The organism is Nocardia sp. NPDC004168 (assembly GCF_040610355.1).
GTDB lineage: Bacteria > Actinomycetota > Actinomycetes > Mycobacteriales > Mycobacteriaceae > Nocardia > Nocardia sichangensis.
Genome location: NZ_JBEXME010000009.1, coordinates 202,175 through 226,356, shown reverse-complemented (window position 1 = coordinate 226,356; position 24,182 = coordinate 202,175). Strand labels below are relative to the sequence as shown.

The 24,182-nt window shown below is 68.6% G+C and carries 21 protein-coding genes; 8 read left to right on the top strand and 13 right to left on the bottom strand.

What is annotated here, in order from left to right; translation table 11 throughout:
* Positions 1 to 30 precede the first annotated feature (30 nt).
* A complete protein-coding gene (locus ABZW96_RS19135; RefSeq protein WP_355076281.1) occupies positions 31 to 456 on the top strand; it encodes a cupredoxin family copper-binding protein in 426 nt (141 codons plus the stop codon).
* 171 nt (positions 457 to 627) lie between these two features.
* Here ABZW96_RS19135 and ABZW96_RS19130 read toward each other — a convergent pair whose 3' ends face one another.
* A complete protein-coding gene (locus ABZW96_RS19130; RefSeq protein WP_355076279.1) occupies positions 628 to 1,110 on the bottom strand; it encodes a MarR family transcriptional regulator in 483 nt (160 codons plus the stop codon).
* Positions 1,111 to 1,250: 140 nt separating this feature from the next.
* Between ABZW96_RS19130 and ABZW96_RS19125 the strand changes: the two genes are divergently transcribed.
* Positions 1,251 to 2,438 carry an MFS transporter gene (locus ABZW96_RS19125; protein WP_355076278.1) on the top strand — a complete coding sequence of 396 codons (1,188 nt, stop codon included), beginning with the start codon at positions 1,251 to 1,253 and terminating at the stop codon, positions 2,436 to 2,438.
* 57 nt (positions 2,439 to 2,495) lie between these two features.
* On the opposite strand, the gene glmS is transcribed toward ABZW96_RS19125, so the two are convergent.
* Complete coding sequence (glmS, locus tag ABZW96_RS19120) at positions 2,496 to 4,379, bottom strand: glutamine--fructose-6-phosphate transaminase (isomerizing) (protein WP_355076276.1); 1,884 nt, start codon at positions 4,377 to 4,379, stop codon at positions 2,496 to 2,498.
* Between the two features lie 36 nt (positions 4,380 to 4,415).
* On the opposite strand from glmS, the gene ABZW96_RS19115 reads away from it, so the two are divergent.
* Complete coding sequence (locus ABZW96_RS19115; RefSeq protein ID WP_355076274.1) at positions 4,416 to 5,273, top strand: hypothetical protein; 858 nt, start codon at positions 4,416 to 4,418, stop codon at positions 5,271 to 5,273.
* A gap of 27 nt (positions 5,274 to 5,300) precedes the next feature.
* Here the strand turns inward: ABZW96_RS19115 and ABZW96_RS19110 are convergent, their stop codons facing one another.
* The 5 genes from ABZW96_RS19110 to ABZW96_RS19090 all read right to left on the bottom strand — a co-directional run bounded on the left by ABZW96_RS19110 (position 5,301) and on the right by ABZW96_RS19090 (position 8,558).
* Entirely contained in the window at positions 5,301 to 5,651 is a 351-nt protein-coding gene (locus ABZW96_RS19110; protein WP_355076272.1) for a hypothetical protein, read from the bottom strand.
* A 47-nt stretch (positions 5,652 to 5,698) separates the two neighbouring features.
* Positions 5,699 to 7,462 carry a hypothetical protein gene (locus ABZW96_RS19105; protein ID WP_355076271.1) on the bottom strand — a complete coding sequence of 588 codons (1,764 nt, stop codon included), beginning with the start codon at positions 7,460 to 7,462 and terminating at the stop codon, positions 5,699 to 5,701.
* A gap of 58 nt (positions 7,463 to 7,520) precedes the next feature.
* The gene (locus tag ABZW96_RS19100; protein WP_355076269.1) at positions 7,521 to 7,832 is read right to left on the bottom strand and encodes a hypothetical protein; all 312 of its coding nucleotides are present in this window, start codon (positions 7,830 to 7,832) and stop codon (positions 7,521 to 7,523) included.
* Positions 7,833 to 7,959: 127 nt separating this feature from the next.
* A complete protein-coding gene (locus tag ABZW96_RS19095; protein WP_355076267.1) occupies positions 7,960 to 8,268 on the bottom strand; it encodes a DUF6802 family protein in 309 nt (102 codons plus the stop codon).
* Between the two features lie 98 nt (positions 8,269 to 8,366).
* Positions 8,367 to 8,558: a PspC domain-containing protein gene (locus ABZW96_RS19090; RefSeq protein ID WP_355076265.1), complete on the bottom strand. Its 192-nt coding sequence runs from the start codon at positions 8,556 to 8,558 to the stop codon at positions 8,367 to 8,369.
* Between the two features lie 147 nt (positions 8,559 to 8,705).
* On the opposite strand from ABZW96_RS19090, the gene ABZW96_RS19085 reads away from it, so the two are divergent.
* The gene (locus tag ABZW96_RS19085) at positions 8,706 to 10,361 is read left to right on the top strand and encodes an ABC-F family ATP-binding cassette domain-containing protein (RefSeq protein WP_355076263.1); all 1,656 of its coding nucleotides are present in this window, start codon (positions 8,706 to 8,708) and stop codon (positions 10,359 to 10,361) included.
* Between the two features lie 28 nt (positions 10,362 to 10,389).
* Here ABZW96_RS19085 and glmM read toward each other — a convergent pair whose 3' ends face one another.
* The 5 genes from glmM to ABZW96_RS19060 form a co-directional block, all read right to left on the bottom strand.
* Positions 10,390 to 11,766 carry a phosphoglucosamine mutase gene (gene glmM, locus ABZW96_RS19080; RefSeq protein WP_355076261.1) on the bottom strand — a complete coding sequence of 459 codons (1,377 nt, stop codon included), beginning with the start codon at positions 11,764 to 11,766 and terminating at the stop codon, positions 10,390 to 10,392.
* Between the two features lie 216 nt (positions 11,767 to 11,982).
* Entirely contained in the window at positions 11,983 to 12,492 is a 510-nt protein-coding gene (rpsI, locus tag ABZW96_RS19075) for a 30S ribosomal protein S9 (RefSeq protein WP_195080437.1), read from the bottom strand.
* Positions 12,489 to 12,932, bottom strand: a complete 444-nt coding sequence (gene rplM / locus ABZW96_RS19070; protein ID WP_067803768.1) for a 50S ribosomal protein L13 — start codon at positions 12,930 to 12,932, stop codon at positions 12,489 to 12,491. The genes rpsI and rplM overlap by 4 nt, the downstream gene beginning before the upstream one ends.
* Before the next feature lie 174 nt (positions 12,933 to 13,106).
* On the bottom strand, positions 13,107 to 14,738 hold the full coding sequence (locus tag ABZW96_RS19065; RefSeq protein WP_355076259.1) for a hypothetical protein: 1,632 nt from the start codon (positions 14,736 to 14,738) through the stop codon (positions 13,107 to 13,109).
* A gap of 100 nt (positions 14,739 to 14,838) precedes the next feature.
* Entirely contained in the window at positions 14,839 to 17,331 is a 2,493-nt protein-coding gene (locus tag ABZW96_RS19060) for an FHA domain-containing protein (RefSeq protein ID WP_355076257.1), read from the bottom strand.
* A 107-nt stretch (positions 17,332 to 17,438) separates the two neighbouring features.
* Here ABZW96_RS19060 and ABZW96_RS19055 point away from each other — a divergent pair, with 107 nt between their 5' ends.
* A complete protein-coding gene (locus ABZW96_RS19055; protein ID WP_355076255.1) occupies positions 17,439 to 18,884 on the top strand; it encodes a metallopeptidase in 1,446 nt (481 codons plus the stop codon).
* A gap of 7 nt (positions 18,885 to 18,891) precedes the next feature.
* Here the strand turns inward: ABZW96_RS19055 and ABZW96_RS19050 are convergent, their stop codons facing one another.
* Complete coding sequence (locus ABZW96_RS19050; RefSeq protein WP_355076324.1) at positions 18,892 to 20,211, bottom strand: FHA domain-containing protein; 1,320 nt, start codon at positions 20,209 to 20,211, stop codon at positions 18,892 to 18,894.
* Positions 20,212 to 20,356: 145 nt separating this feature from the next.
* On the opposite strand from ABZW96_RS19050, the gene ABZW96_RS19045 reads away from it, so the two are divergent.
* The 3 genes from ABZW96_RS19045 (at position 20,357) to ABZW96_RS19035 (ending at position 24,100) form a co-directional block, all read left to right on the top strand.
* Entirely contained in the window at positions 20,357 to 21,562 is a 1,206-nt protein-coding gene (locus tag ABZW96_RS19045; protein ID WP_355076253.1) for a hypothetical protein, read from the top strand.
* Positions 21,563 to 21,674: 112 nt separating this feature from the next.
* Positions 21,675 to 22,874 (top strand): hypothetical protein, encoded by a 1,200-nt coding sequence (locus ABZW96_RS19040; RefSeq protein ID WP_355076251.1) that lies wholly within the window; start codon positions 21,675 to 21,677, stop codon positions 22,872 to 22,874.
* Positions 22,871 to 24,100 (top strand): hypothetical protein, encoded by a 1,230-nt coding sequence (locus tag ABZW96_RS19035; RefSeq protein ID WP_355076249.1) that lies wholly within the window; start codon positions 22,871 to 22,873, stop codon positions 24,098 to 24,100. The genes ABZW96_RS19040 and ABZW96_RS19035 overlap by 4 nt, the downstream gene beginning before the upstream one ends.
* Positions 24,101 to 24,182: the final 82 nt, after the last annotated feature.

The following is a 24,182-nucleotide window of genomic DNA, read 5'->3' as shown; positions in this document are numbered from 1 at the left end:
CGTCGGTGTGGCCTACTACGCTTGGCCATCATGCCAAGCGTCCGCCGCATCGGGATCGTCCGCGTCGTCACGGGAGTCGCCTTGGCCTGCGCGCTCCTACTGTCCGGTTGCGGCGGCGACGAATCCGGTTCGGCCGCCACCACGACGAGGAAACCGGCTCGGCCGACCACCACCGCACAGCAGACCGGTGACCGCAAGCCCGCCGCAGCCACCGTCGTGGCGCATGACATGAAATTCTCCCCCGCCGAGGTCACCGTCGCGGTCGGCGACACGGTCACCTGGAAATTCGACGACAAGGTCCCGCACACCGTGCAGGGCATCGGCGACAAGGCCATGGGCATCAACAGCCCGATCTTCGACAAAGGCGAGTGGAGCTACACCTTCACCGCGCCGGGCACCTACCGCTATCTCTGCTCGCTGCACCCGGAGATGCGCGGCTCGGTCACCGTGCAGTAAACCGCAGGGTACGGACCCTTCGGGCTTACCGGGGGCATTCCACCGGCGAAGCGCTCCGGACGTGGCCTCGGCGAGGTCCAGCCGAGAAACCGCGAAAACCTCCGACGAAGCATCCCGGAGAAAAGCCCGGACCTCGACTCCGCACTCATTGATCGCCGAGCCGTCCCGTACTCACACCGGACGGTAGTCGCGGTGCCGTGCGCCGTGGGTGTTCAGTGCTTCGACCGCGGCCACGAGCGGAGCGAGTTCGGGATTGGCGGCCGCCTGCCCGAGTGCTCCGGCCAGGGCGGCGTCGTGCGTGGGCCGCGCCTGTTCCAGCAGGTCCAAGCCCGCCGGGGTGACATCGGTGTAGATGCCGCGACGGTCGTCGGGGCAGAGGTAACGCTGGAGCAGGCCGCGATCTTCCAGCCGGGAAACCAGTCGGGTGGTCGCGCTCTGGCTCAGCACCACGGCCTCGGCCACCTGGTTCATCCGCAGGTGCCCGCCCGGCCCGTCGTGCTGGCGGCTCAGCACGACCAGCAGGGAGTACTCGCGAACGCTCAGGTCGTGCCCGGATTGCAGGGCCCGCTCGATGTGCGCCTCGATCCGGTCGTGCAGTAGCGAGAGTGCGTACCAACCATCGGCGAGGCCGGTCAAGGCGGCATCCGCGGTCATCGGCGTTCCTTCGGCGTCGGGGTTCGTGTCTCCAGGATAGCCAGGGATCACAATAGCCCGCGCTTGCAATTAAAGAGCGTATGCAATTATTGTTTACGCCTGTAATAGTTTGAAGCAAACGTCACGTGGAGGCTTCGTTCATGCCCCTCGCACTCCTCGCCCTGACCCTCGGGGCATTCGGAATCGGGACGACGGAATTCGTCGTCGTCGGACTGCTACCAGACATCGCGAGCAGCTACTCGGTGTCCATCCCCACCGCGGGCCTGCTGGTCACCGGCTACGCGCTCGGCGTCGTGGCGGGTGCGCCGCTGATGACCGGGCTGGGTACCCGGCTGTCGCGCAAACGGATGCTGCTCGGCATGCTGACGCTGCTCGTCGTCGGCAACCTCCTGTCCGCCGCGGCGCCGACCTTCGCGCTGATGCTGACCGGACGGATCGTCGCGTCGCTGGCCCATGGCGCGTTCTTCGGGATCGGAGCGGTCGTCGCCGGAACCCTGGTCAGCGCCGATCGGCGCGCCGGTGCGATCGCGATCATGTTCACCGGGCTCACCGTCGCCACGGTGGTCGGCGTACCGCTGGGGACGCTGCTCGGCCAGCACTTCGGCTGGCGGCTGACCTTCGTGTTCGTCGCACTGGTCGGGTTGATCGGCCTGCTCGGCGTCGCGGCGCTGGTTCCGGAACAGCCCGCCGCGGCGAACGCCGCGCTGCGCACCGAACTGGCGGTGTTCCGCAATCCCCAGGTGCTGCTGGCGATGGCGATGACGGTGCTCGGCTTCGGCGGGGTCTTCGCCGCGATCACCTATCTCGCGCCGATGATGACCGAGGTCACCGGCTATGCGGAGAGTTCGGTCACCTGGCTGCTGGTCCTCTTCGGCCTCGGCTTCTTCGCGGGCAATCTGATCGGCGGCAAGTTCGCCGACCGCCATCTGATGCCGATGCTGTATCTCACACTCGGCGGGCTCGCGCTCGTTCTCGCGCTGTTCACCGTCACAGCGCACGACAAGATAGCCGCCGCCGTCACGGTGGTGTTGATCGGCGCTCTGGGCTTCGCAACCGTGCCGCCGTTGCAGAAGCGCGTCCTCGACCAGGCCGCGGGCGCACCGACCCTCGCGTCGGCGGTGAACATCGGCGCGTTCAACCTCGGCAACGCGGTGTCGGCCTGGCTCGGTGGCGTGGTGATCGCCGCAGGCTACGGCTACACCGCACCCAACTGGGTCGGCGTCGGTCTGGTGCTGGTGGCGCTACTGCTCGCGATCCTGTCCGGGCAGCTCGAGCGTCGCGGGACACCCACCGTCCCGGCGGAGCCCCTGGCTACCGTGCCGGCATAGCCGCCGGTCGTCCCGGCGGAACAGCGGCCGCGCACTGCGAAGTGCGCGGCCGCCGAACTATTCCACGGTGACGGATTTGGCCAGGTTGCGCGGCTTGTCGACGTCGTAGCCGCGCGCCTGCGCCACCTCGGCGGCGAAGATCTGCAACGGGACCGTCGACAACAGCGGCTGGAACAGCGTCGGTGCGCTCGGGATCTCGATGAGGTCGTCGGCGAACGGACGCACCGTGTCGTCGCCCTCCTCCGCGATCACGATGGTGCGCGCGCCGCGAGCCTGGATCTCCCGGATGTTGCTCAGCAGCTTCGAGTGCAACACCGCGCGCCCCTTCGGCGAGGGCATCACCACGATCACCGGCAGGCCGTCCTCGATCAGGGCGATCGGACCATGCTTGAGCTCACCTGCCGCGAACCCCTCGGCGTGCATGTAGGCCAGTTCCTTGAGCTTGAGCGCGCCCTCCAAGGCCACCGGGTAACCGACGTGCCTGCCCAGGAACAACACGGTCGGCACCTGCGCCAGCTCCCGCGCGATGGCCCGCACCTGCGGCGCGGTCTCGAGCACGCGCTCCACCAGCTTCGGCATCGCCTCGAGTTCGGTGAATTCGCGGGCCACCTCGTCCGGGTACTTGGTGCCGCGCGCCTGCGCCAAGGCGAGCCCGACCAGGTAATTCGCCGTCACCTGGGCCAGGAACGCCTTGGTGGAGGCGACGCCGATCTCCGGCCCGGCCCTGGTGTAGAGCACCGCGTCGGACTCGCGAGGGATCTGCGCGCCGTTGGTGTTGCAGATCGCGAGGACGCGCGCCTTCTGTTCCTTCGCGTGCCGCACCGCCTCCAGCGTGTCGGCGGTCTCGCCGGACTGGGAGATCGCCACCACCAGCGTGGAGCGGTCCAGCACCGGATCGCGGTAGCGGAACTCGCTGGCCAGCTCCACCTCGACGGGCAGCCGCGTCCAGTGCTCGATGGCGTACTTCGCCAGCAGGCCGGAGTGATAGGCGCTGCCGCACGCCACGACGAAAACCTTGTCGAAATCGCGCAGTTCCTGGTCGGCGAGGCGCTGCTCGTCCAGCACGATCCGGCCCGCGCCGTCGTGGTCGGTGCTGAAATGCCCCATCAAGGTGTCCGCGACCGCGGCGGGCTGTTCCTCGATCTCCTTGAGCATGAAGTAGTCGTGGCCGCCCTTCTCGGCGGCGGCCAGGTCCCAGTCGATCGTGAACGGGCGGGTGCGCGAGCTCGCGTCCTCGCCGGCGAAGTCGGTGACCCGGTAGCTGTCCAGGGTGATCACCACGGCTTGGTCCTGACCGAGCTCGACCGCCTCGCGGGTGTGCTCGATGAACGCCGTGACATCCGAGGCGATGAACATCTCGCCCTTGCCCACGCCCACCACCAGCGGGGTGGAGCGGCGCGCCGCCACGATCGTGTCCGGATGGTCGGCATGCGTGAAGACCAGCGTGAACGCGCCCTCCAGACGGCGCAGGACGGACAGCGCGCTGGCCGCGAAGTCGCCTGCGGTCGGGCCATGGGCGTACGCGCGGGCCACCAGGTGCACCGCGACCTCGGTGTCGGTGTCGCTGTTCAGCTCGACCCCGGCGTCCTCCAGTTCGCGACGCAGCGGGGCGAAGTTCTCGATGATGCCGTTGTGTACGACGGCGACCTTGCCGGTGTGGTCCCGATGCGGGTGTGCGTTGCGGTCGGTCGGCGCGCCGTGCGTGGCCCAGCGGGTGTGCCCGATGCCCGTGGTGCCCACGAAGCGATCGATCCCGGTTTCGGCGAGCTCGGCCTCCAGGTTGGCCAGGCGGCCCGCCTTGCGTTCCACCGCCAGCGTGCCCGCGCCATCCAGGATCGCCACACCCGCGGAGTCGTATCCGCGATATTCCATGCGGCGCAACGCGTCAACGACGACGCCGAGCGCGTCTCGGTACCCGACGTACCCCACGATTCCGCACATGGCTCACCACACTACTTATCGGATAACGTTCACGTCGTGTCGGCGTCTGTGAAATCGCTATTGAGCACCCTGACCAGCCGGGGACCACACCGCGTGTTGCGTGGCAATCTGGCCATCGCCGGCCAGCCGGGGGTGGTGTTCACGCCCGAGACCGGGCGGAACCTACCTGCCGTCGCCTTCGGACATGGCTGGTTGACCGGGGCGAACCACTACCGCACGCTGCTCGAACACCTCGCTTCCTGGGGAATAGTGGCCGCCGCGCCCGACACCGAGCGCGGACCGATTCCGTCACATCTGGGGTTGGCCGCCGATTTGCTCACCACGCTCGACATCTGCACCGGCGTGCGGCTCGGGGACGGCGAGATCAGCGTGCATCCGGAGCGCCTGGCTCTGGCCGGGCACGGCATGGGAGCGGGCGCCGCGGTCATCGCCGCAGGCCGCCGCGACGTCGCCACGGTCGCGGCGTTGTTCCCCGCGCCGACGGCGCCAGCCGCCGAAGCCGTCGCCCCGGAGCTGGACGTTCCGGCGTTGATCCTGGCCGGCGCGACCGACATCACCTCGGTCAGCTCGAACGCCATCCCACTGGCCACCGCCTGGGGCGGCCCGGCGACCTTGCGCGCCATCGACAAGGCCTCGCACAACGGCATCATCGAGGGGCGGCGCGTCCTCGCCGCCGTGGGTGCGGGCAAGCACGAATCGAAGACCTCCCGCACCACGCGCGCCCTGCTGGCCGGTTACCTGCTCGCCACGCTGGCGGGCGACAAGACCTATCGCGCCTTCACTGATCCCGACGAGGTCATCCCGCACACCACCGTCGTCGACCCCGCGGCGCCGCAGGAGAAGGAGCCGCCGAAGCTGAAGGTCGGCCAGCTCGCCGCGCTGCTGCGGCGGTAGCCGACCGACCGGCCCGCGGAGCGTCGGTCAGATCAGCCAGCTCTTGCGTTGGTAGAACTTGGCCTCCTCGTCCTCTTCATCGACCGGCGTCACCGTGTGATTGGCCCGGCGGGCGGCCATCGACCGTGCGATGGCCGCGCGCTGCTCTTGTGCTTCCTCTTGCAGTCGCTGCCGCTCCTCCGCCTCGGCGGCGGCCTTGTCCAGGTCGGCGGCGTGCGTCACCCAGAACTCGTCCATCTCGGCGGTCAGCCGGTCGGCGATTTCCCGGCCGGTCGCCGCGGTCTGCTCGTTGATCGCCTGGATCTCGTCGAGCAACAGCGACATGCGGCGCTGGTTCTCGGCGGCGAGTTGCCTCGCTTCCTCGGCGTAGTCGACCATGCTGCGCCTCCTCGCTCATGCGGTGTGCGACCTCGTCCCGGACGGGCTCACAGTGGACCCGCCTCGGCGAACCCCGCGTCCAGCGGCCCGGCTTCGGCGAGTTCCGCGCCACTGTCCACTGGAACGTCCGGTTCCCGCTCGCCCTGCTCCGGCATCGGCTTCGGGTAGTGCTCGCCATCCTCTTCGCGCCGGGTGCGCGGCAAGGTTCCGCTCGGCAGCCCTGGCCGATCGTCCTCGGTGTCCGGTTCCGAACCTGGAGCGGGCGTTTTCTCTTCTTCCTGAGGTTCCGGTGCCGGAGACTCCTCGTTCCGAGACTCCGGCGTAAGAGCCTCAGGCGCCGGGGGCTGCGCGTTGTCGGCGTCCGGCTCGATCGTCGAGATGACCGGTATGCCGTGCTCGTTCAGCTCGACGGTGAACTCCTGCTCCGCACCGGTGGTATCGGAGAGGACGAGTTTCAACCGGCCGTCCGGCCCCATCTCGAACTGCACATGCTTACCTCCGATATCGAATTCCGCCTCAGCGCGCGGCTTTCGGTCCCGACCTTCGTCGTCCCGGTCGTCGGCTTCGGCCTTCTGCGGATCGATGCTGTGCATGAGCTTTTCGATCGCGTCGTCGACTCCGCTTTTGATGATTCCGCTCAACGCGGACACGCCCTGCTCCACCGCTTGACCGAGGCCGGTTGCCAGCGGCGCGAATTCCCGCGCCACTTGGCTGAGCGCGGCAAGTCCGTCCAGTGCGGGCATCCTGGGCGCGGGGGCGGTCGGGATACTCGGTGTGGACGGGGTACTCGGCGTGGACGGGTTGTCCGGCGTGGTCGGTGTGGTCGACGCGGGGACTGTGCTCGGTGTCGTGCTCGCCGGGACCGTGGCGGCGGGCAGGCCTGGCGGGCCGGGAGCACTGGTCACCTCGGGGTTGTCCTGGTCGACCAGTGTCCCCGGTTGTGGTTCCGACGGACCTTCCGGGCGCGGGTAGCCATGCTCGGCCACCTGCGTCAGCGCATCGGCCAGGTTCTTGTACTGGTCTTTGAACAGTCGATCGACCTCGGTACAGACGTCGATATAGGACGACAGTTTGCGGTCGAAGTCCGGCTTGAACGTCTTGGTCAGCCACTCATCGGTGACGCTGCGCACTCGGTCGCCGTACGCGCCGGTGAGCATGTTCTCGCTGTCGGAGTTGATGAAGCCGAGCACGCTTGTGTTGATCTTGTCCTCCGGCACGGCGAGTGCGGGAAAGATGCGGCCCAGCTCGCGGACTTGGTCGGCGTCGATCCATTCCCGCGCGTTGTGCACGTCGACGATGACCTTCACCTCCGCCGGGGTCTTACCGTCGATCTCGACGACCTTCCTGCCGCCCACCGGTCCCGCGAGCAACTCTCGGGTGGCGAACGCCTTCGCGGCCACCGCCGACCGCAGCGAACCCGCCATATCGGCGATCACGGTGACGGCGGTCTTGACGTGCTGCCGGTCCTCGTCGGCCAGGACCGACTGTTTGCCGAGCATGTCGAGCGCGGCGGCGGCCGCCGTACCCTGCCACAGGCCGGGCAGCCGACGGGTGTAGCCCTGCTGCGCGTCCCATTGCCGATCCACTTCCGACAGTGCGGCTTTCAGCGCCTCGCCCGTCTGCTCCAGTCTGTCCAACCGGGTGCCGCGCTGCTCGTCGTACATCGCCAGCAGCTTGCCGACGCCGACGCGTCTCTCGTTGTCGCCGAACGCCGCCTCGTACAGCGGCGTGAACTCGATCCAGTACTGCAACCCCGCGCTGCCCTCGTCCAAGAGGGTGTCGATCGCCTTGCCCTGCCAGGAAACCGTCATGATTCCGACTCCTCGAATGTCTGGCGTCGCCGGTGCGAGCACGGGTCATTCGGCGGTCTCATGTCTTGTTCGTCTCGGAAGCGCGCTGCTGGTCGGTTTCGGCGTAGGCCACCACGGCGGCCCCGAGCGCGTCGGCGGTCGCGGTGGTGGCCTCACTCCAGTTCCGCAGCCACGCACCGACCCGTTCGAGGCCCTGATGCACCGCGATCCCCTGCGGCGCGTAATTCCGGCCCGCCTCGTCACCGCTGCCGAACAGGTGATCGGCGACTCCCTTCGCCTGGTCGCGGACGACGTCCGCCGATCTGCGATAGTCGCTGCCGAGCGCACCGAGCTCCCCCGTCCGCACACCGACCATTTCCGACCCGCCCACGACTCCCCTCCGTCCTCGTAGTGTCGTTGCGCCGACGCGAATCGCGTTCGCGCCGAATGCCGCCCTACTTCCTTCGACGCAACACGCCGACACTCGGTTCCTCGAATTTTCGCCCCCGCGGATTCGGTCAGCTTCCGATTCTGCCTCGGTCGGTGCGGACCCATTCGGAGGTGCCGTCGGGGTGGCGCTGGAATTCCCATGCGGCGTAGTCGCCGTCCTTCTCCACCACGGTGACGTGGTCGGCGAAGCCGTCGTGGTCGTAGTCGGTCCAGACCTGCATCGCGTCGTCACCCGTGGTAGTGACGGTGTCGAGCGAGCCGTCGCCGTCGATGCCCTGCGTCGGGTGGTGCAATTCGATCGCGCCCAGGCCGTCGAGCGACGAAGACGCGTCGATACCGGGTATATCCAGGCCTGGGAATTCGCTCGAGGTGATCATGACCCCTCCTCAGCAGGACTCGTACCGGTGGTGCGATGCCGCTCGAGCGGCATCGTTCCATCCTGTCACCCGCGCGGGCTCGACGCAGCCCCGCGAGTTCACTTCTTCGGCATCAACAGCCACAGCACCAAGTAGATGACGAACTGCGGGCCGGGCAGCAGGCACGACACCACGAACAGCAGACGGACGACGTTGGCGTTCCAGCCGAGATACTCGGCGATGCCACCGCAGACGCCTGCGATCCACTTGTCGTGGGTGGAGCGGGTGAAACGGCGGGTGGGGACGGTCATTGGTCTTCCCTCTCGTGCGGTGATCGCTACGTCCTCCACTGTGCCCGTCGTCGCGGGCCCCGCCATCGGCCCGGCGGCCGATACCGACCCTGATTTCTCCCGGGGTCGACCTCAGGGTCCGACCCCGAGCACGGCAGACTCGTGCTGGTGAGCACCACTCTGCATGCCCGCGGCCTGTCGGCCGGTCACGGCGAGCGCACGCTGTTCGCCGACTTGGATCTGACCCTCGCGCCGGGCGACGTGATCGGACTGGTCGGCGTGAACGGCGCGGGCAAGTCGACGCTGCTGCGCATGCTCGCCGACCGGCACGCACCGACGGGCAGCATCACGCTCAGTCCCCCGGACGCGACGGTCGGTTATCTGGCCCAGGAGGCACAACGGGTCGAAGGCGAGACCGTCTTCGAATTCCTCGGCCGCCGAACGGGAGTCACCGAGGCGCAGCGAGTGATGGACGCCGCGGCCGAGCGCCTCGCCGACGGCGGGCCGGACGAGTACTCCCCCGCGCTGGAACGCTGGCTCGCCCTCGGTGGGGCCGATCTGGACCAGCGCGCCCACGAGGTCGCCGCGGATCTCGGCCTCGCGGACAGTCTGCCCAGCGGCCTGGATACACCCATGACCGGTTTGTCCGGCGGTCAGGCCGCGCGGGCCGGGCTGGCCTCGGTCCTGCTGTCCCGCTTCGACATCCTGCTGCTGGACGAGCCGACCAACGACCTGGACCTGGACGGCCTGAGCCGGCTGGAACAGTTCGTCGCCGGTGTGCGGGTCCCATTGATGGTGATCAGCCACGACCGGGAGTTCCTGGCGCGCACGGTGAACCGCGTCGTCGAGCTGGATCTCGCGCAGCAACAGGTCGGGTCGTACGACGGCGGCTACGAGTCGTACCTGATGGAGCGCGAGATCGCCCGGCAGCACGCGCGCGAGGCGTACGAGGACTACGCCGACACCAAGGCGGGCTTGGAGGCCCGCGCGCAGATGCAGCGCAACTGGCTCGAACACGGTGTCCGCACCGCCCGCCGCAAGGCGCGTGATCCCAGGAAGGTGGACTCGGACAAGGCGGGCCGCAAGATGCGGGCCGAATCCACCGAGAAGCAGGCCGCCAAGGCCAGGCAGACCCAGCGCCGCATCGAACGGCTCGAGGTGGTGGAAGAACCCCGCAAAGAATGGGAACTGCGCATGAGCATCGCCGCGGCCCCGCGCAGCGGCTCGGTGGTGGCTACCCTGTCCCAGGCGGCCGTCACCCGTGGCGACTTCACGCTCGGCCCGATCACCACCCAGGTCGACTGGGCCGACCGCATCGTGCTGACCGGGGCGAACGGCTCCGGGAAGTCGACGCTGCTCGCCCTGTTGCTGGGACAGCTCCAGCCCGACACCGGGACGGCGAGCCTGGGCTCCGGCGTCGAGGTCGGCGAGGTCGACCAAGCGCGCGGGCTGTTCCGCGGGACCGCGGCCCTGGCCGCCACTTTCGGCGGCGAACTGCCGGACTGGCCGGAGGCCGAAGCGCGCACGCTACTGGCGAAATTCGGCCTGCGTGGCCCACACGTGCTGCGGCCGTGCGACACGCTGTCCCCCGGCGAACGCACCCGCGCCGCCCTCGCCCTGCTCCAAGCCCGGGGCGTGAACCTGCTCGTGCTCGACGAGCCGACCAATCACTTGGACCTCCCCGCCATCGAACAACTGGAGCAGGCCGTAGAGTCCTTCACCGGCACACTCCTGCTCGTCACTCACGACCGCCGCATGCTCGACACCGTCCGCGCGACCCGCCGCTGGCACATGAACGCGGGCGTACTCACCGAAACCCACTGACCCACGGCCGCGGCACGACCTCAACCCTCTATACCCCTGCGACCCGCTTCGCCAGATCGTCCGCCAGCTGACGCGCCTGCGCCGGGTCGGTGGCCTCCACCATCACCCGCACCAATTCCTCCGTGCCGCTGGGTCGAAGCAGCACGCGCCCGGAGTCGCCGAGTATCCGCTCCGCCTCCAGCACGGCTTCGCGGATCTCGGGTGCGCGCGCGACCACGGATTTGTCATTGACCGGCACGTTCACCAGAATCTGCGGCACGGTGCTCAGCACGCTCGCCAAGTCGGCCAGGCTGCGCCGGGACTGCGCCATCCGCGCCATCAAGCGCAGGCCGGTGAGAATGCCGTCGCCGGTGGTGCCGTGTCGCGGGAACACCACATGCCCCGACTGCTCGCCGCCCAGCGTGAAGCCGCCGCGCCGCAACTCCTCGAGCACATAACGGTCGCCGACGGCGGTGGTGCGCACGGTGATTCCGGCCGTCCGCATCGCGATGTGCAGGCCGAGGTTGCTCATCACGGTGGCGACCAAAGTGTCTTCGGCCAGCTCGCCCGCCTCGTGCATGGCGAGGGCCAGGATCGCGAGGATCGCGTCCCCGTCCACCACATTGCCGTAGGCGTCCACGGCCAGGCAGCGGTCGGCGTCGCCGTCGTGCGCGAGACCGAGATCGGCGCCGTGCTCCACCACCGCGGCCCGTACCTGCTCGAGATGGGTCGAGCCGCAGCCGTCGTTGATGTTCAGCCCGTCCGGCTCGGCGTTGATGGCGATCACCGTCGCACCGGCCTCACGGTAGGCGGCGGGTCCGACTTCCGCGGCGGCGCCGTGCGCGCAGTCGACCACGACGGACAGTCCGGATAGGTCCTGGCCCGTCGCCTCCACCAGATGTTCCACATAGCGTTCGTGGGTGCCCGCGAGGCTGTATTGATCCGGGACGGCCAGCCCGTGATCGCGCGCGCCCGCCGCGCTGCGGACCCGGCCGATGCCCGCGCCGGTCGGCCGGAACTGCGTCTCCGCGGCCATGAGCGCCTCGATCCGGTCCTCGATCGCGTCGTCGAGTTTGTGCCCGCCCGCGGCGAAGATCTTGATCCCGTTGTCGGGCATCGGGTTGTGCGAGGCGGAGATCATCACGCCCAGACAGGCGTCGTACAAACCGGTGAGGTAGGCCACGGCCGGTGTCGGCAGCACCCCCACCGACAGCACGTCCACTCCCGCCGCGGTCAGCCCCGCGGTCACCGCGGCCTCGAGCATCTCCCCGCTGGCCCGCGGGTCGCGCCCGACCACCGCGAGCGCGCGCTTCTTGCCCCGGCTCAGGATCTGCGCGGCCGCGCCGGAAACGCGCAACGCCAGCTCCGGACTCAGTGACTCGTTGGCAAGCCCGCGGACTCCGTCGGTGCCGAACAACCGTCCCATACCTCGCCCCTCATTGGTGATCTGTGGCGTGGGCGCGCCGGCCCGGGAGGCACCGGCCCGTGCACCACGAAGGCCCCGCTAACGCCGCATCTTCATACAGCGCGAGAGCAGGCGACCAGCTGTTCGCTGGAGCCTGCTCTCGTACAGCTGCCGCGTCGACCGTACCGCGTCCGGCACCGAGAGGGTGCCGGATGCGGTGGGCCGACGTTGCCGAAATCAGCGCTTCGAGTACTGCGGCGCCTTGCGCGCCTTCTTCAGACCGTACTTCTTGCGCTCGGTGGCGCGCGGGTCACGGGTCAGGAAGCCGGCCCGCTTGAGGGCGGGACGATCCTCCGGGGTGACCTCGATCAGCGCACGGGCGATGGCCAGCCGCAGAGCGCCTGCCTGGCCGGACGGGCCGCCGCCGACCAGGCGGGCGTGCACGTCGAAGGACTCGGTGCGCTCGACGGTCACCAGCGGCGACTTGACCAGCTGCTGGTGCACCTTGTTCGGGAAGTAGTCCTCGATGGTGCGGCCGTTGAGCACGAAGTTGCCGGAGCCGGGCAGCAGGCGCACGCGCACGACGGCCTCCTTGCGGCGGCCGACGGTCTGCACCGGGCGGTCGATCACGATCGGAGCGTAGGACGCCGAGGCCTCGGAGTCCTCGTAGCCCGCACCGTCCTCGACAGCCTCGGCGGCGTCGAATTCCTCGACGTATTCCTCGTTGAATTCCTCGGGAGCGGTCACTGGGCCACCTGCTTGATCTCGAACGGAATGGGCTGCTGGGCGGCGTGCGGGTGCGTCGGGCCCGCGTACACCTTCAGCTTGCCCGCGATCGCGTTGCCGAGCTTGTTCTTCGGGATCATGCCCTTGACGGCCTTCTCCACGAGCCGATCGGGGCGGCTCTCCAACACCTGACCGACGGTCCGCGACTTGAGGCCGCCCGGGTGCCCGGAGTGGTGGTGGATCAGCTTGTCCTGCCGCTTGTTGCCGCTGATGGCGACCTTGTCGGCGTTGATGATGATGACGAAATCGCCACCATCGACGTTCGGGGCGTAGGTCGGCTTCGTCTTGCCACGCAGCAGATTCGCTGCCTGGACGGCGAGACGGCCGAGCACTACGTCAGTGGCGTCGATGACGTACCACTTACGGGTCACGTCACCCGCCTTGGGGCTGTACGTAGGCACAGTGCTTCCCTGTCTGTCGTCGGTGTTGCCAGCCGAGCGTGCGGTCGAGGTGTTCCCGGCGGCCGGTGGAGACCCGGGACTCGGTGGACATCCGGACGATCACCAGGAGTCGGCCGGACGTTCCACACGCCAGCGAGCAACGATACCAGTGGGGTATCGCGGGAAGAAATCGCGTCAGATCTCGATCGGCGGGCCCAGGTCGATGGCGCCCGGCGGGCCGGGGACCAGATAGCGCAGAGTATCGACATCGGGCCGTCCGCACTCGGCGGCCCGTTCCCGCGCTTCCCGCTGGTTGCCCCGTGCGGCGGTGACCCCTGGTTTGGGCTGGATGATCGCATCGGGCGCGGTCGGACAGCCGACCGGCTCGCCATCGACCCCTTCCTCCGCGACGACCGATGCCGTGTCGAGGACGACCGGCCGCGCGGTCAGCTCCACGCCATGATTCCCGGAGGGAAGCGCGACCACGGCCAGCGCCACCGCCCCGACGACGGTGTTGGCCCCGAACAAGTTGCCCTTCATCTTGTTCCACAGCTTGCCCTTGGGGTGCCGGTCCTCGTCGTCGGAGTCGGCGCCCGAGTCCTGCCATGGCCCCTGGCGCTGCTGACCGGGGTACGACTCCGGCCCGCCCGGATAGGGCGGACGCGGGTCGAGGGGCGGCACCGGCCCACCGGGCGGACGACCGCCGTCTTGCTGCTCGTCCGGCGCGCTCGGCGGCCGGGTGAAGCGGCTACCCAGCTCGGCGAGATTCGGCGGCAGGCCCCGCGGCACTTCGTCGCGACCGATCCTGGTCGTCGCCTCTTCGGGTTGGGTCGGGTATCCCGGGCCGTACTGCACACCGGGCACCGGCCGCGCCGACCGCTGACCCGCGTCCGCCTGCTGCGGCGGGTACTGCGCGTCCACCGGGCGCTGCGGAGCGGGCGCGGGTTCGGTGTGCCTGCCCGCGGGCTCCGGCTCGTCCGCCTCCGGATCGCTCACCAGCAGGTGCGCCGCGCCGAGGACGAGGGCGTGCATCGGATGATCGGCCACGTGCAGGCGGTGTCCGAGATGGTTCTGGAAGGCCAGGCGCAACGCGTCGTTGAAGCGCACGTTGCCCGACAGCAGGACCGTCGAGGTGTCCGCGCCGATCGAACGGGCCGCCGCCATGACCTCGATCACGACGTCGTCCGCCGACCTGGCGTCACGCATGGCCTCCGCGTCCACCGGAACGTCGACCGACTCGGTGGGCTGCTCGTCGTCGCCGTGCACCGCGACCACCAGCATGCCGCGGCCGTCGGAGTACACACCCGTCGCGCCGACGCCGTTCGGCCTGGACCGGTCCGGCGGGTGCACCAGTCCGAGGGCGCGGACGTAGCCGGACAGCGCGACGCTCTCCGGCAGCGGTTCCACGACGACATCGAGCTGTTCCACCATCGAGGCGTAGACATCGATCTTCTCGTCCGGCCAGCTGTCCGGGTAGGGCAAGGCCACCAGATCCGGTTTGCCGCGCAAGTGCTTGCCGATCTCGGCGAGCGGGTTGTACAGGCGCGCGCGGAACACCAACTCCGCGGGCCATGTCGCGCCAGCGACCACGATCTGCGGATGCCCGAGGATGTCGCGCACGTCGGCGATCGCCATCCCGAGATCGGGTCTGTTGCGTTCCACGCCTGCCGTGTGCAACCGGCCCGACGAATCCGCCAGCAGATAGGCCGGCGGCGTCCACATGCCCTCCACCTGCACGGGGCGGATGGGAACGCCACCGCCACCGGCCGCCACGGACACCACATCCCAGCCGAGATGCACTGCCCCTACTCGCACCGTCACAGGCATAAGTGTGCCCGGTTCGCGGCCGAGATGCTCGTCGTTGCCGTCCCACGCCGCTGGGCGCCGCCTCCGCGCACCGGGGCGTAGCCGGACCGTCCGGACCGCGTCACGCGGCCGACTTCTTCAGTCGCAACCGGCGCCAGGTCATGACCGCGAGCACCACGGTGATCAGCAACAGCACGCCGACGTCCAACGCCCAGATCTCCGCCTTGTGCTGCCAGAGCGTGTCGGCCTGCGCGTTCAGGAACAGGTCGCGGATGTTCACCGTCGACGCGCCCGTCGCGTATCCCCAGCGAGCGGGGAACAGCCAGGACACCTGCTCGAGCACCACCCGGCCGGTGACCGGGATCAGGCCGCCCGCCATCACCAGCTGGCACATGATGGCCACCACCAGCAGCGGCATCACCTGCTCGTTCGACTTGGCCAGCGACGAGAGCAGCAATCCGACGACCACACAGCAGATCGCGGTCAGTGCGATATCGATGTACAGCTCCGCGCTGCCGGACGCCAGCACCGCGCCCTGACCAGGACGCTTCTTGCCCGCGAGGACGATGCCGACCAGCACCGCCGATTGCAGCAGCGCGGTGAAGCTGAACACCGCGATCTTCGCCATCAGATACGCAGAGGGCAGCAACCCCACGGCGCGCTCGCGATGGAAGATCGTCCGTTCGCCGACCAGGTCGCGCACCGTGAGCGTTGAGCCCATGAAGCAGGCGCCCAGGATCAGCACCACGAGCAACTGCTGTGTCTCACTTCCGCCTTCGGGCACGAATGTGCCGTCCGGCAGCGCTCTCAGCGCACCGCGCTGGAAACCGTTCTTCCCCGGCACCACCAGCGACAGGCCGCCGAGGATGAACGGCAGCAACACCAGGAACGTCAGATATCCGCGGTCGGCGAGGATCAGGCGGACCTGCCTGCGCGCCAGGGTCGAGAACTGTTTGCCGCGGCTGGATTGCGGCGGACTGCCCGCGGGCCCGTACGGTTGCGCAGGCGGCGGGGGTGGCGCCGCGAACGCCTGCCGGGAGCGATACGCGGCGAACGCCTGATCCGGGTTGGCCGCGACGTCGGCGAAGATCTCCGCCCAGTCGCTGGTGCCCAGCGTCGCGCCGACACCGGCCGGATTGCCGCAGTAGGCGGTCTTCCCACCGGGGGCGAGCAGCAGCACCTGATCGCACATGTCCAAGTGCGCCACCGAGTGGGTCACCACGATCACGACGCGGCCCGCGTCGGCCAGTTCGCGCAGCATCACCATGACCTGGCGGTCCAATGCCGGGTCCAGGCCCGAGGTCGGTTCGTCCAGGATGAGCAGCGACGGGCCGGTCAGCAGTTCCAGCGCCACCGAGGCGCGCTTGCGCTGACCGCCGGAAAGGCGGTCGACCCTGGTGTCGGCGTGCTCGGTGAGCGAGAGCTCTTGCAGCACACCGTCGATGACCTGCTGCCGGTCCTGCTTGCTGTTGTCCCTCGGCAGCCGCAGCTCGGCCGCGAAACCGAGCGCCTGGCGCACTGTGAGCTGGCGGTGCAGCACGTCGTCCTGCGGCACCATGCCGATCCGGGAACGCAGCGCCTCGTACTCGGCGTGCAGGTTGCGGCCTTCGAAGGTGACCACGCCGCCCGAAGGCCGGGTGGTGCCCGCGATCAGGCGCGACAGCGTGGATTTGCCCGCTCCGGACGGGCCGATCAGCGCGGTCAGGGTGCCGCGGCTGGCCGACATGTTCACGTCGACGAGCAGTTGCTTGTTGCCCTCGACGGTGAAGCCGACCCCGTGCACCGCGAGGCCCTGCTCGGCGACCGGCTTCTGCCGGTGCACCAGTGTGCCCTGCTGGACGACGAAGTCGACGTTGCCGATGGTGATGATGTCCCGCTCGCGCAGCACCGCCCGTTGCTGGCGGTGCCCGTTGACGAACGTGCCGTTCGCCGAGCCGAGGTCCTCGATGGCCAGCCCCTCGGCGGAGGCAACCAGGCGGGCGTGCTTGCGCGAGGCCAGCGGATCGTTGACGACGATCTGGTTGTCGGTGGTGCGGCCGATGCTCAGGCCGGTCTGCGGGATCCGGTCGGCGCGGGCGATGGGCGCGGTGCTCGCCCTGGCCCGGACCGGCGGCATGTTCGAGGTGTCCGCCCTGGTCGTCATGTTGATGTTCACCGCGGGCGCCGGTGCGTCCTGGGGCGGCGGATAGTGCGGATGCTGGAACTGCTGCACGGGCCGCCGGACCCCGTGCGGCGGCGGTCCCGGCTGCGGCATCGGAGCCGGTTGCGGCGGGCGCACGGAAGGACGTTGCGGGGGTTGCGGGTTCGCGGGCAGCAGGTGCAACAGCGGGCCGCTGATCGCGTCACCCAGCCGGACCTGCGTGGGGCGGTCGATCGACACCGGCTGGGTCAGCCTGCGCGCGTCCACGAAAACCCCGTTGGTGCTCTTGTTGTCGGTCAACACCCATGCACTGCCCTGCCAGGCCAGCGTCGCGTGCACTCGCGAGACGAGCGGGCTGTCGACGAAAAGCGTCACCTCCGGCGCGCGGCCCATCGTGACCTGCTGGCTCGAATCGAATACTCGTTCGTTTCCATCATGGCGCACGGTGATGGTCTGCGCCCCCGGTGAAGACATGCAGCGGATACTATTCCATCACCCGGACATCGGCGGTGCCCCCGATGCGCCAAATGCCCCGATCCGGCGACCGATGTGAACGATCTAGCGGCCGACTAGGGGGAGCCTTGCCGAGAGTCCGAGCGACCGCGCTGGTTGCGACGCTGCTCAGCATTCTGGTGCTGGTCGGCGGCTGTATTCGAGTGGTCGACGGCCGGGCCGTCTCCGTCTACGACGATCCGTTCAAGGTTGCCGGGCTGCCCACCACGAGCGGCCCCAGCGGCCCCCGCACCGGCGTCCCGGACAGCACGCTGACCGCGACCAACGGCGACGGCGGCGCCGTGGACACCCTGGCGCTCAACGCCGTCGACGACATCCAGACCTACTGGCGCGGCGAATTCGGCAAGGAGTTCCAAGGCGAGTTCAAGCCGGTCGAGAAGCTGCTGTCCTGGAGCGCGAAGGCCGGGCGTCCCGAGTCGGTCGAGTTCTGTAAGGAGAGCACCTATCGCTTGGTGAACGCCGCCTTCTGCCGCCTGGACAATTCCATCGGCTGGGATCGGTCGGTGCTGCTTCCCACCATGGAGGAGACCTTCGGGAAGATGTCGGTGGTGATGGTGCTCGCGCACGAGTACGGGCACGCGGTGCAGACCATGGCCAAGATCGTCGGCGCGAAGGACCCGGTGATCGTCAAGGAGCAGCAGGCGGATTGCTTCGCGGGCGCGTTCATGCGGCACGTGGCAGAGGGCAAGGCAAAGCACTTCACGATCAACACCTCCGACGGCCTCAACACCGTGCTCGCCGCCACTGTCGCCATCCGCGACTCCGACCCGGACGATCCGGAGAGCGTGCACGGCTCCGCCTTCGAACGGGTCACCGCCGTGCAGATCGGTTTCACCGACGGTCCCAAGGCATGCAAGGGCATCGACCAGGACGAGATCGACCAGCGCCGCGCCAATCTGCCGCAGAGCTTCAGCGACGACAACGGGCGCGGCGAGTACCCCATCACGAAACAGACCCTGGTCGAACTCACCAAAGCACTCGAAGCCATTCTGCCGATCGACCACGAGCCGACATACGACTACTCACGGGCGAAGATCAATTGCCCCGACGGCGTCGTGACCGAACCGGTGTCGTACTGCCCCGCCGCGAACACGATCGCCACCGATATTCCCGGACTCGCCGAGCGCGGTACCTCGACGTCCGGCGCGGACGACCCGCTGCCGCTCAAGGTAACCGGCGACTACAACGGCTACATCGTGTTCATCTCCCGATACACCTTGGCCGTCCAGCAGAGCCGTGGTCAGAGTCTGGTCGGGGCCAAGACCGGCCTGCGCGCGGCCTGTCTGTCCGGAGTGGTCACCGGCAAACTCGCCGAGTCCGGGCGGCCGGTGGATCAGGGCGATATCAAGCTCGCCGCAGGCGATCTGGACGAGGCGGTCTCGGGGCTGCTCACCGATGGCCTGGCCGCGAGCGACGCCCAGGGCAAGACCGTCCCGAGTGGTTTCTCACGAGTCGAGGCCTTTCGCGCCGGTGTCCTGAACGGCGAAAGCGTATGCGCCGCGCGCTATTCGTAGCGCGGGCTCAGCGGCCGAACGGCGGCGGCGCGGCCAGTTCGAAGCGCAACACGCGGTTGCCGAGCATGATCTCGGTGCCCGGCATGAGCGCCATGGACTGGCGCGGCGCCAGGCGCACCCAGTCGCGGTAGCCCGGCAGGCGAGTGCGGGTTCCGTTGGTCGAGCCGCAGTCCACTACCGTCACATCCCAGTTCACCAACCGGATTTCGGCGTGCGCCCTGGACATGCCACCGGAGGCGTCGTCGACCCGCAGCGGGACGAGCCCGCTCTCCGCGGCGGGCGAGCGCTCCGGATCGCGACCGATCACCGCGTCCGCGGCGAGCATGTAGGTCATGCCGTCGTCGAGGATGAGCATGCCCAGCGGCGGGCGGACCACTTCGATCAGCGCTTGGGTCTGGTCGACCGGCATACCGCAGACGGTGCAGAACGCCGCCCGAGGATCGCTGGGATGCGCTCGCGCGCATTTGAATCCCATCACCTTGACCGTCAGCGCGGTGGCCTTCGCGGTCGCCTCGAGCCGGCGCTGCAGCTCCGGGTCGGGCCGCGGCGCGGGATTGGTGCCGCCCAGTTGCGTCGGCGCGTGGTGCGGGTCGATCGGCGTCTGCTCGGTCTGGGCATCGAGCATCGCGGTCGACGGCGCCGTCGGGTATCGCGGCGGTCGCGGCTCCTGCCGTTGCGATTCGGCGGACGGCTCGTATTCGACGCGCGCCGTCGGCACCGGATGCGTCTCCGGGCGGTGGTGCGCGCCGGCGGAGCCGGACTCTCCGCCGTTCGTCGGCAGGCCCGTGCGGGAGCCATCCGTCCAGACGATCGCGCCACCTGCCTGCGCGATGCCCTCGACCAGCCTGCCGATGCCGCGCTCGGGTGGCAGATCCGGGATGCGGCCCTTCGCGTCGTCGACGAACAGCGCCGCCGCCCGCGCCGGAACCGCCGCGACCCGATCCACCGTGAAGGCGGCGTCGCTGCCGCGGTATCGCTCGAGCACGCCGTCACCGGCCAGCACGGCGGTGATCGCCCCGTGCAAGAAGATCGCCACGCCCCCGTGCTCGGCGGTGGACAGAATACCGAAGTCGATCGGCTCGCCCGGGCTGATCTGCTCGGCCTGTTTCATCAGCCAGCGCGTCGCGTGCCGGGCCACCAGAGCGCCGGGGCCACCCGGCTCCCGATCGGTCGCGTCGCGCACCAGTTCGGCCAGTGATTCCAAAGCGACGACGGCGGTCGAGTCCGGGGTGGGCCTGCCCGGCCTGCGGTGCGCGACGACGACGACCGCGCCCGCGACCCTGGCCACGGCGTGGCTGCCGACGACGACCTCGACCTGCCGATCCATCACCGGTATCGGCCTCCACCGGGATTGCAGTGCAAGGTCGTCGCCACACCGACAAGGGTATTGCAATACGACGACCATCGGTCCCCCTACCCGGCGTCCGTCGGGTAACTTCAGTGTCAGCAACGGGAGGAACGAGGGGCCTGAGATGGTTCGGACGCAACGGATCGCGCTCACCGCGTCTTGCCTGGCACTGGCGGGGATGCTGGCCGGTTGCGCGGGTGTGCACGGCACGCCGACCGCGGGTGAGATCGATGTGCGCAAGCTGGAAGTCGGCACCTATCCCGTCGACAAGCACGAGTACAACCAGGATTCGGCGGGCAAAGGCGCGCTGCTGGAAGGCATGCGGATGTCCGACGCCGTGGCTCCGACCGTGCGCATCGACTCCGCGCTGAAATTCGGCCGCGGCAGCACCGTCGTCAAGGACGCCGATCAGGCACTCGACTTCGTGGCCAAGGTGTCCAGGCCGGTCTTCGACAATCGCAAGCTGGTCGTGGGATACGCCGCCAGCGGCGCCGACCGTCCCGATCCGGCCGGCCAGTCCAATCCGGCGCCGCAGGCCACCGCGGTCACGAACGCGTTGTTCCGCTTCCCCGACGAGGCCACCGCGAAGCTCGCCGCCCGTGAACTCGAGGACGTCGACATCGCCGTTTCGCCGGACAATCGCAAACTGTCGTCCACGAAGTATCCCGACTCCTACATCCACTGGCGGCCCGGCGTTCCCAACGTCGGCACCTTCATGGCGTACAAGGAATTCGTCATCTCCTTGTTCATCCAGCGTCCGACGGCGGATGGCGACGACCTGGTGAAGTGGGTCGACAAGACCTTGGCCGCCCAGGTCGCGCAGCTGGACAAATTCACCCCGACCCCGGTGAACAAGCTCGACACCCTGAAGGCCGATCCCGACGGCCTGCTCGCCCGCGTCGCGGTCGCCGACCGCAAGAACCGCGTGCCGGATCCGGCGACCTTCGCCGTCTACGGCGGCTTTCACACGGTGCACCGCGCCGATGACGAGTCGGTACACCTGCGCCTGGTCGAGGAAGCCGGTGTCGACCACATCGGCCTGCTCGACGACAGTTACGTCGCTCGCACCCGAGACGCGGCCGCGGCCCAGAAACTGGTCACCGGCCTGTTGGACAGCGAAGGCGCGCACTACGACCCGCTGGGCGCTCCCAAGGACGTTCCCGGCGCCAAGTGCCTGCAACTCAACAGCAAGGGCGACCCGGACCGGGAGTACAAATACCGGTGTTACGTCGCGTACAAACGGTACGTCGGAGTCGTCACCAGTGATAAGGAACCGGACGTGCGACAGAAGGTCGCCGCGGAGTACGCGCTGCTGGCGAACAGTTTCTGAGATCGACGGCGGTAGGCGTCCAGCGCTTTCGCGATCCTCGGCCGCGGGTGGGCCGAAGTAGGATCCGGCGCAACTACCGCAGTCAGGGGAGGGAAGAGTGCAGCACGGCGCGATGTCGAGACCGATCCGAACCGCCGGTGCCCTGGCGCTGGCCTGCGCCGTAGCCCTCGGGGGCGGCGCGTGCGGCGGCCCGGCGGCCGGAACGGACAAGTCCGCGCAGCCCGTCGATCTGGCGCAGCTCGACGTGGGCAATTACGCGACGACGCCGCGCGCGTACGGAACAGCGAAGAATCCCGAGCAGGCGCGCATGATCGAGGCGGAGCGGCTCGCGAACTTCCTCCCGCCGCCCTCGGACATCGACCCCGGGTTCGTCTTCCAGAATCCGTCCTTGTCCAAGGTGTTCATCGAGCCGAAGAACGCGCTCGGGCGGATCATGGACGTCTCCCGGTTCGCCGAGGCGGCGCCGGATTTCGTCGCGGGATTCTTCAGCAACGCGGGCAATGCGCCGGACAACCGGGGCACCGACCTGGTCAACGCTGTCATGATCTTCCCGGACGAGCAGAAGGCGGCGGCCGCGGCGGCGGCCTTGGAACGCGTCGACTTCGAGGCCAACAACCGCAACGCGCCCGTCCAGATCGCCAAGTACCCTGCCGCGCACGCGCATTGGCAGCCCACGGATCAGTCGATCGGATCATGGTTCGCCACGGGTAAATTCGTCGTCTACACCTGGGTCTACGACTATGCGAAGGTCTACCTGGAGAAAGTCGACCTCGCCGAACTGCTCGCCCTCGTCGAGAAGAGCCTGGACACCGTGGTCCCGGCTATCGGCCGGTTCACGCCCACGCCCGTCGACCAGCTGATGACATTGCCGATCGATATCGACGGCATGCTGAACCGGGCGCTGCCGCGTCCCAGGGAAGACTCCTGGATCGACCCGCCCGGCGCGTACACCGAGCGCGGCGCGCTGCACTTCACCATCGATTCGGCCGACGACCGCCGGATCATCGAAGCGGCGGGAGTGGATCGGTACGCCGCCGACGGGACCCATCTGTTCCGCGCGCGCGACGACGACTCGGCCGCACGACTACGCGAGGAACTCGGCGGACTCACGAAGAAATTCCGCGGAGCCGAGTCACCGAAGGGCCTTCCCGCTGCCCAGTGCAAGGAGTACATCGGCAACAAGACGGTCGTCGTCCGGTTCTATTGTTCGGTGTCCTACGACCGCTACGCCGCGTTCGCCTGGTCGCATCAGCTGCTCGACGCACAGCAACGCATCTCCGCCCAGTACGCATTGTTGGTGAATGCCGCATGACAGGATTCCGCACCGCCGCTGTCGCTCTCGCGTGCACGCTGGCCGCCACGATCGTCACCGGCTGTGGTTCGACGCTCGCGGGAACCGCGCGGCCGGGTGAGATCGATATTCGCGGTCTCGACACCGGCAACTACCCCACCGAGCCGCCGAACGCGCACGACGACGACTATCAACCACTGTTCATCGACATGGGAAAGGTCGCCGCCATGCGGCTGGCCGATCACGTCGCCTCGGCCTACGACATCGATCCCAGGATGAAGTACAGCTGGACGCCGTCGAGTATCAGCAAGGGAACGCTGCCCGGGGAACTCGGTCGCCAGGAGGACATGCGACCGATCGCGGAACGCAACCGCATGATGTACGGGTTCCACACCAACGGATCGGATCAGAATGTCAGCCTGATCGCCTCCGGGTGGCCGACCAAGCCCCGGCCCAATTCCACCACGATCGGCACGATCGTCATGCAGTTTCCCGACCCGGACCGCGCCCGTCAGGCCGCGAACGAGTTCTACGACGCCGATCTCGGCGCCTACCGCGACCAGAACGAGCCGGTCACGCTGCCGCGCCAGCCGCAGGCGCGAGCGCACTGGCGTCCCGGCTCGCCCTTCCTGCGCGCGATGCTCGCGCACGGCTCCTACGTGGTGGCGTTCCTCGTCTCGGCCAACGCTCCCGACCGCAACGCCCTCGTCACTCTCGCGGAAAAGGCGTACGACGTTCAGCTTCCGCTGCTCGATCAGCTGGCTCCGCTGACCGAGGAGGAGATGCTGCGGTTGCCTTGGGATCCCGATCATCTGCTGAGCCGCACCCTGAATCCGGCTGGCGTCCAATCGCCCAGCTACGACGATTCGCACGCCTTGTTCGGCCTGCGCGGCATCATGCAATACGCCGAAGACCTCGATTACGCGAAACAACGTTTCACGGCGATGGGGGCCGAGAAATTCGCCGTCTCCGGAGACACATTGGTGATCCGCACGCCGAACCAGGAAACGGCCCGGCGGATCGCCGCGGAACGCATCACCCCCACAGTGGTTGCGGGTCCGGCCGATCCCCCGCAGCACCTGCCCGATTCGGCGTGCGTGGAGAACCGGAGCGGACTTTTCGACGACAGGCGATTCACCTGCGTCGTCGCGTATAAGGAATACGTCGGATTCGTCGCGGCGAATCAACTGCTGGACGCGCAACAGCGCGCTGCCGCACAGTATTCCGTTTTCGCGAACAGCCGATAATGCGGCACTTTCGTCGCGAATTCGGTCGAGTATGCTGCGTGGCGAACGCCAGCGGCCCGCGTGGAGTCAGGAGATCGTGCAC

Coding starts and splice junctions, on each gene's coding strand:
- ABZW96_RS19135 (WP_355076281.1), top strand. CDS start 31: ATGCCAAGCGTCCGCCGCATCGGGATCGTCCGCGTCGTCACGGGAGTC.
- ABZW96_RS19130 (WP_355076279.1), bottom strand. CDS start 1,110: ATGACCGCGGATGCCGCCTTGACCGGCCTCGCCGATGGTTGGTACGCA.
- ABZW96_RS19125 (WP_355076278.1), top strand. CDS start 1,251: ATGCCCCTCGCACTCCTCGCCCTGACCCTCGGGGCATTCGGAATCGGG.
- glmS (WP_355076276.1), bottom strand. CDS start 4,379: ATGTGCGGAATCGTGGGGTACGTCGGGTACCGAGACGCGCTCGGCGTC.
- ABZW96_RS19110 (WP_355076272.1), bottom strand. CDS start 5,651: ATGGTCGACTACGCCGAGGAAGCGAGGCAACTCGCCGCCGAGAACCAG.
- ABZW96_RS19105 (WP_355076271.1), bottom strand. CDS start 7,462: ATGACGGTTTCCTGGCAGGGCAAGGCGATCGACACCCTCTTGGACGAG.
- ABZW96_RS19095 (WP_355076267.1), bottom strand. CDS start 8,268: ATGATCACCTCGAGCGAATTCCCAGGCCTGGATATACCCGGTATCGAC.
- ABZW96_RS19090 (WP_355076265.1), bottom strand. CDS start 8,558: ATGACCGTCCCCACCCGCCGTTTCACCCGCTCCACCCACGACAAGTGG.
- glmM (WP_355076261.1), bottom strand. CDS start 11,766: ATGGGACGGTTGTTCGGCACCGACGGAGTCCGCGGGCTTGCCAACGAG.
- ABZW96_RS19065 (WP_355076259.1), bottom strand. CDS start 14,738: ATGCCTGTGACGGTGCGAGTAGGGGCAGTGCATCTCGGCTGGGATGTG.
- ABZW96_RS19060 (WP_355076257.1), bottom strand. CDS start 17,331: ATGTCTTCACCGGGGGCGCAGACCATCACCGTGCGCCATGATGGAAAC.
- ABZW96_RS19050 (WP_355076324.1), bottom strand. CDS start 20,211: ATGGATCGGCAGGTCGAGGTCGTCGTCGGCAGCCACGCCGTGGCCAGG.
- ABZW96_RS19045 (WP_355076253.1), top strand. CDS start 20,357: ATGGTTCGGACGCAACGGATCGCGCTCACCGCGTCTTGCCTGGCACTG.
- ABZW96_RS19040 (WP_355076251.1), top strand. CDS start 21,675: ATGTCGAGACCGATCCGAACCGCCGGTGCCCTGGCGCTGGCCTGCGCC.
- ABZW96_RS19035 (WP_355076249.1), top strand. CDS start 22,871: ATGACAGGATTCCGCACCGCCGCTGTCGCTCTCGCGTGCACGCTGGCC.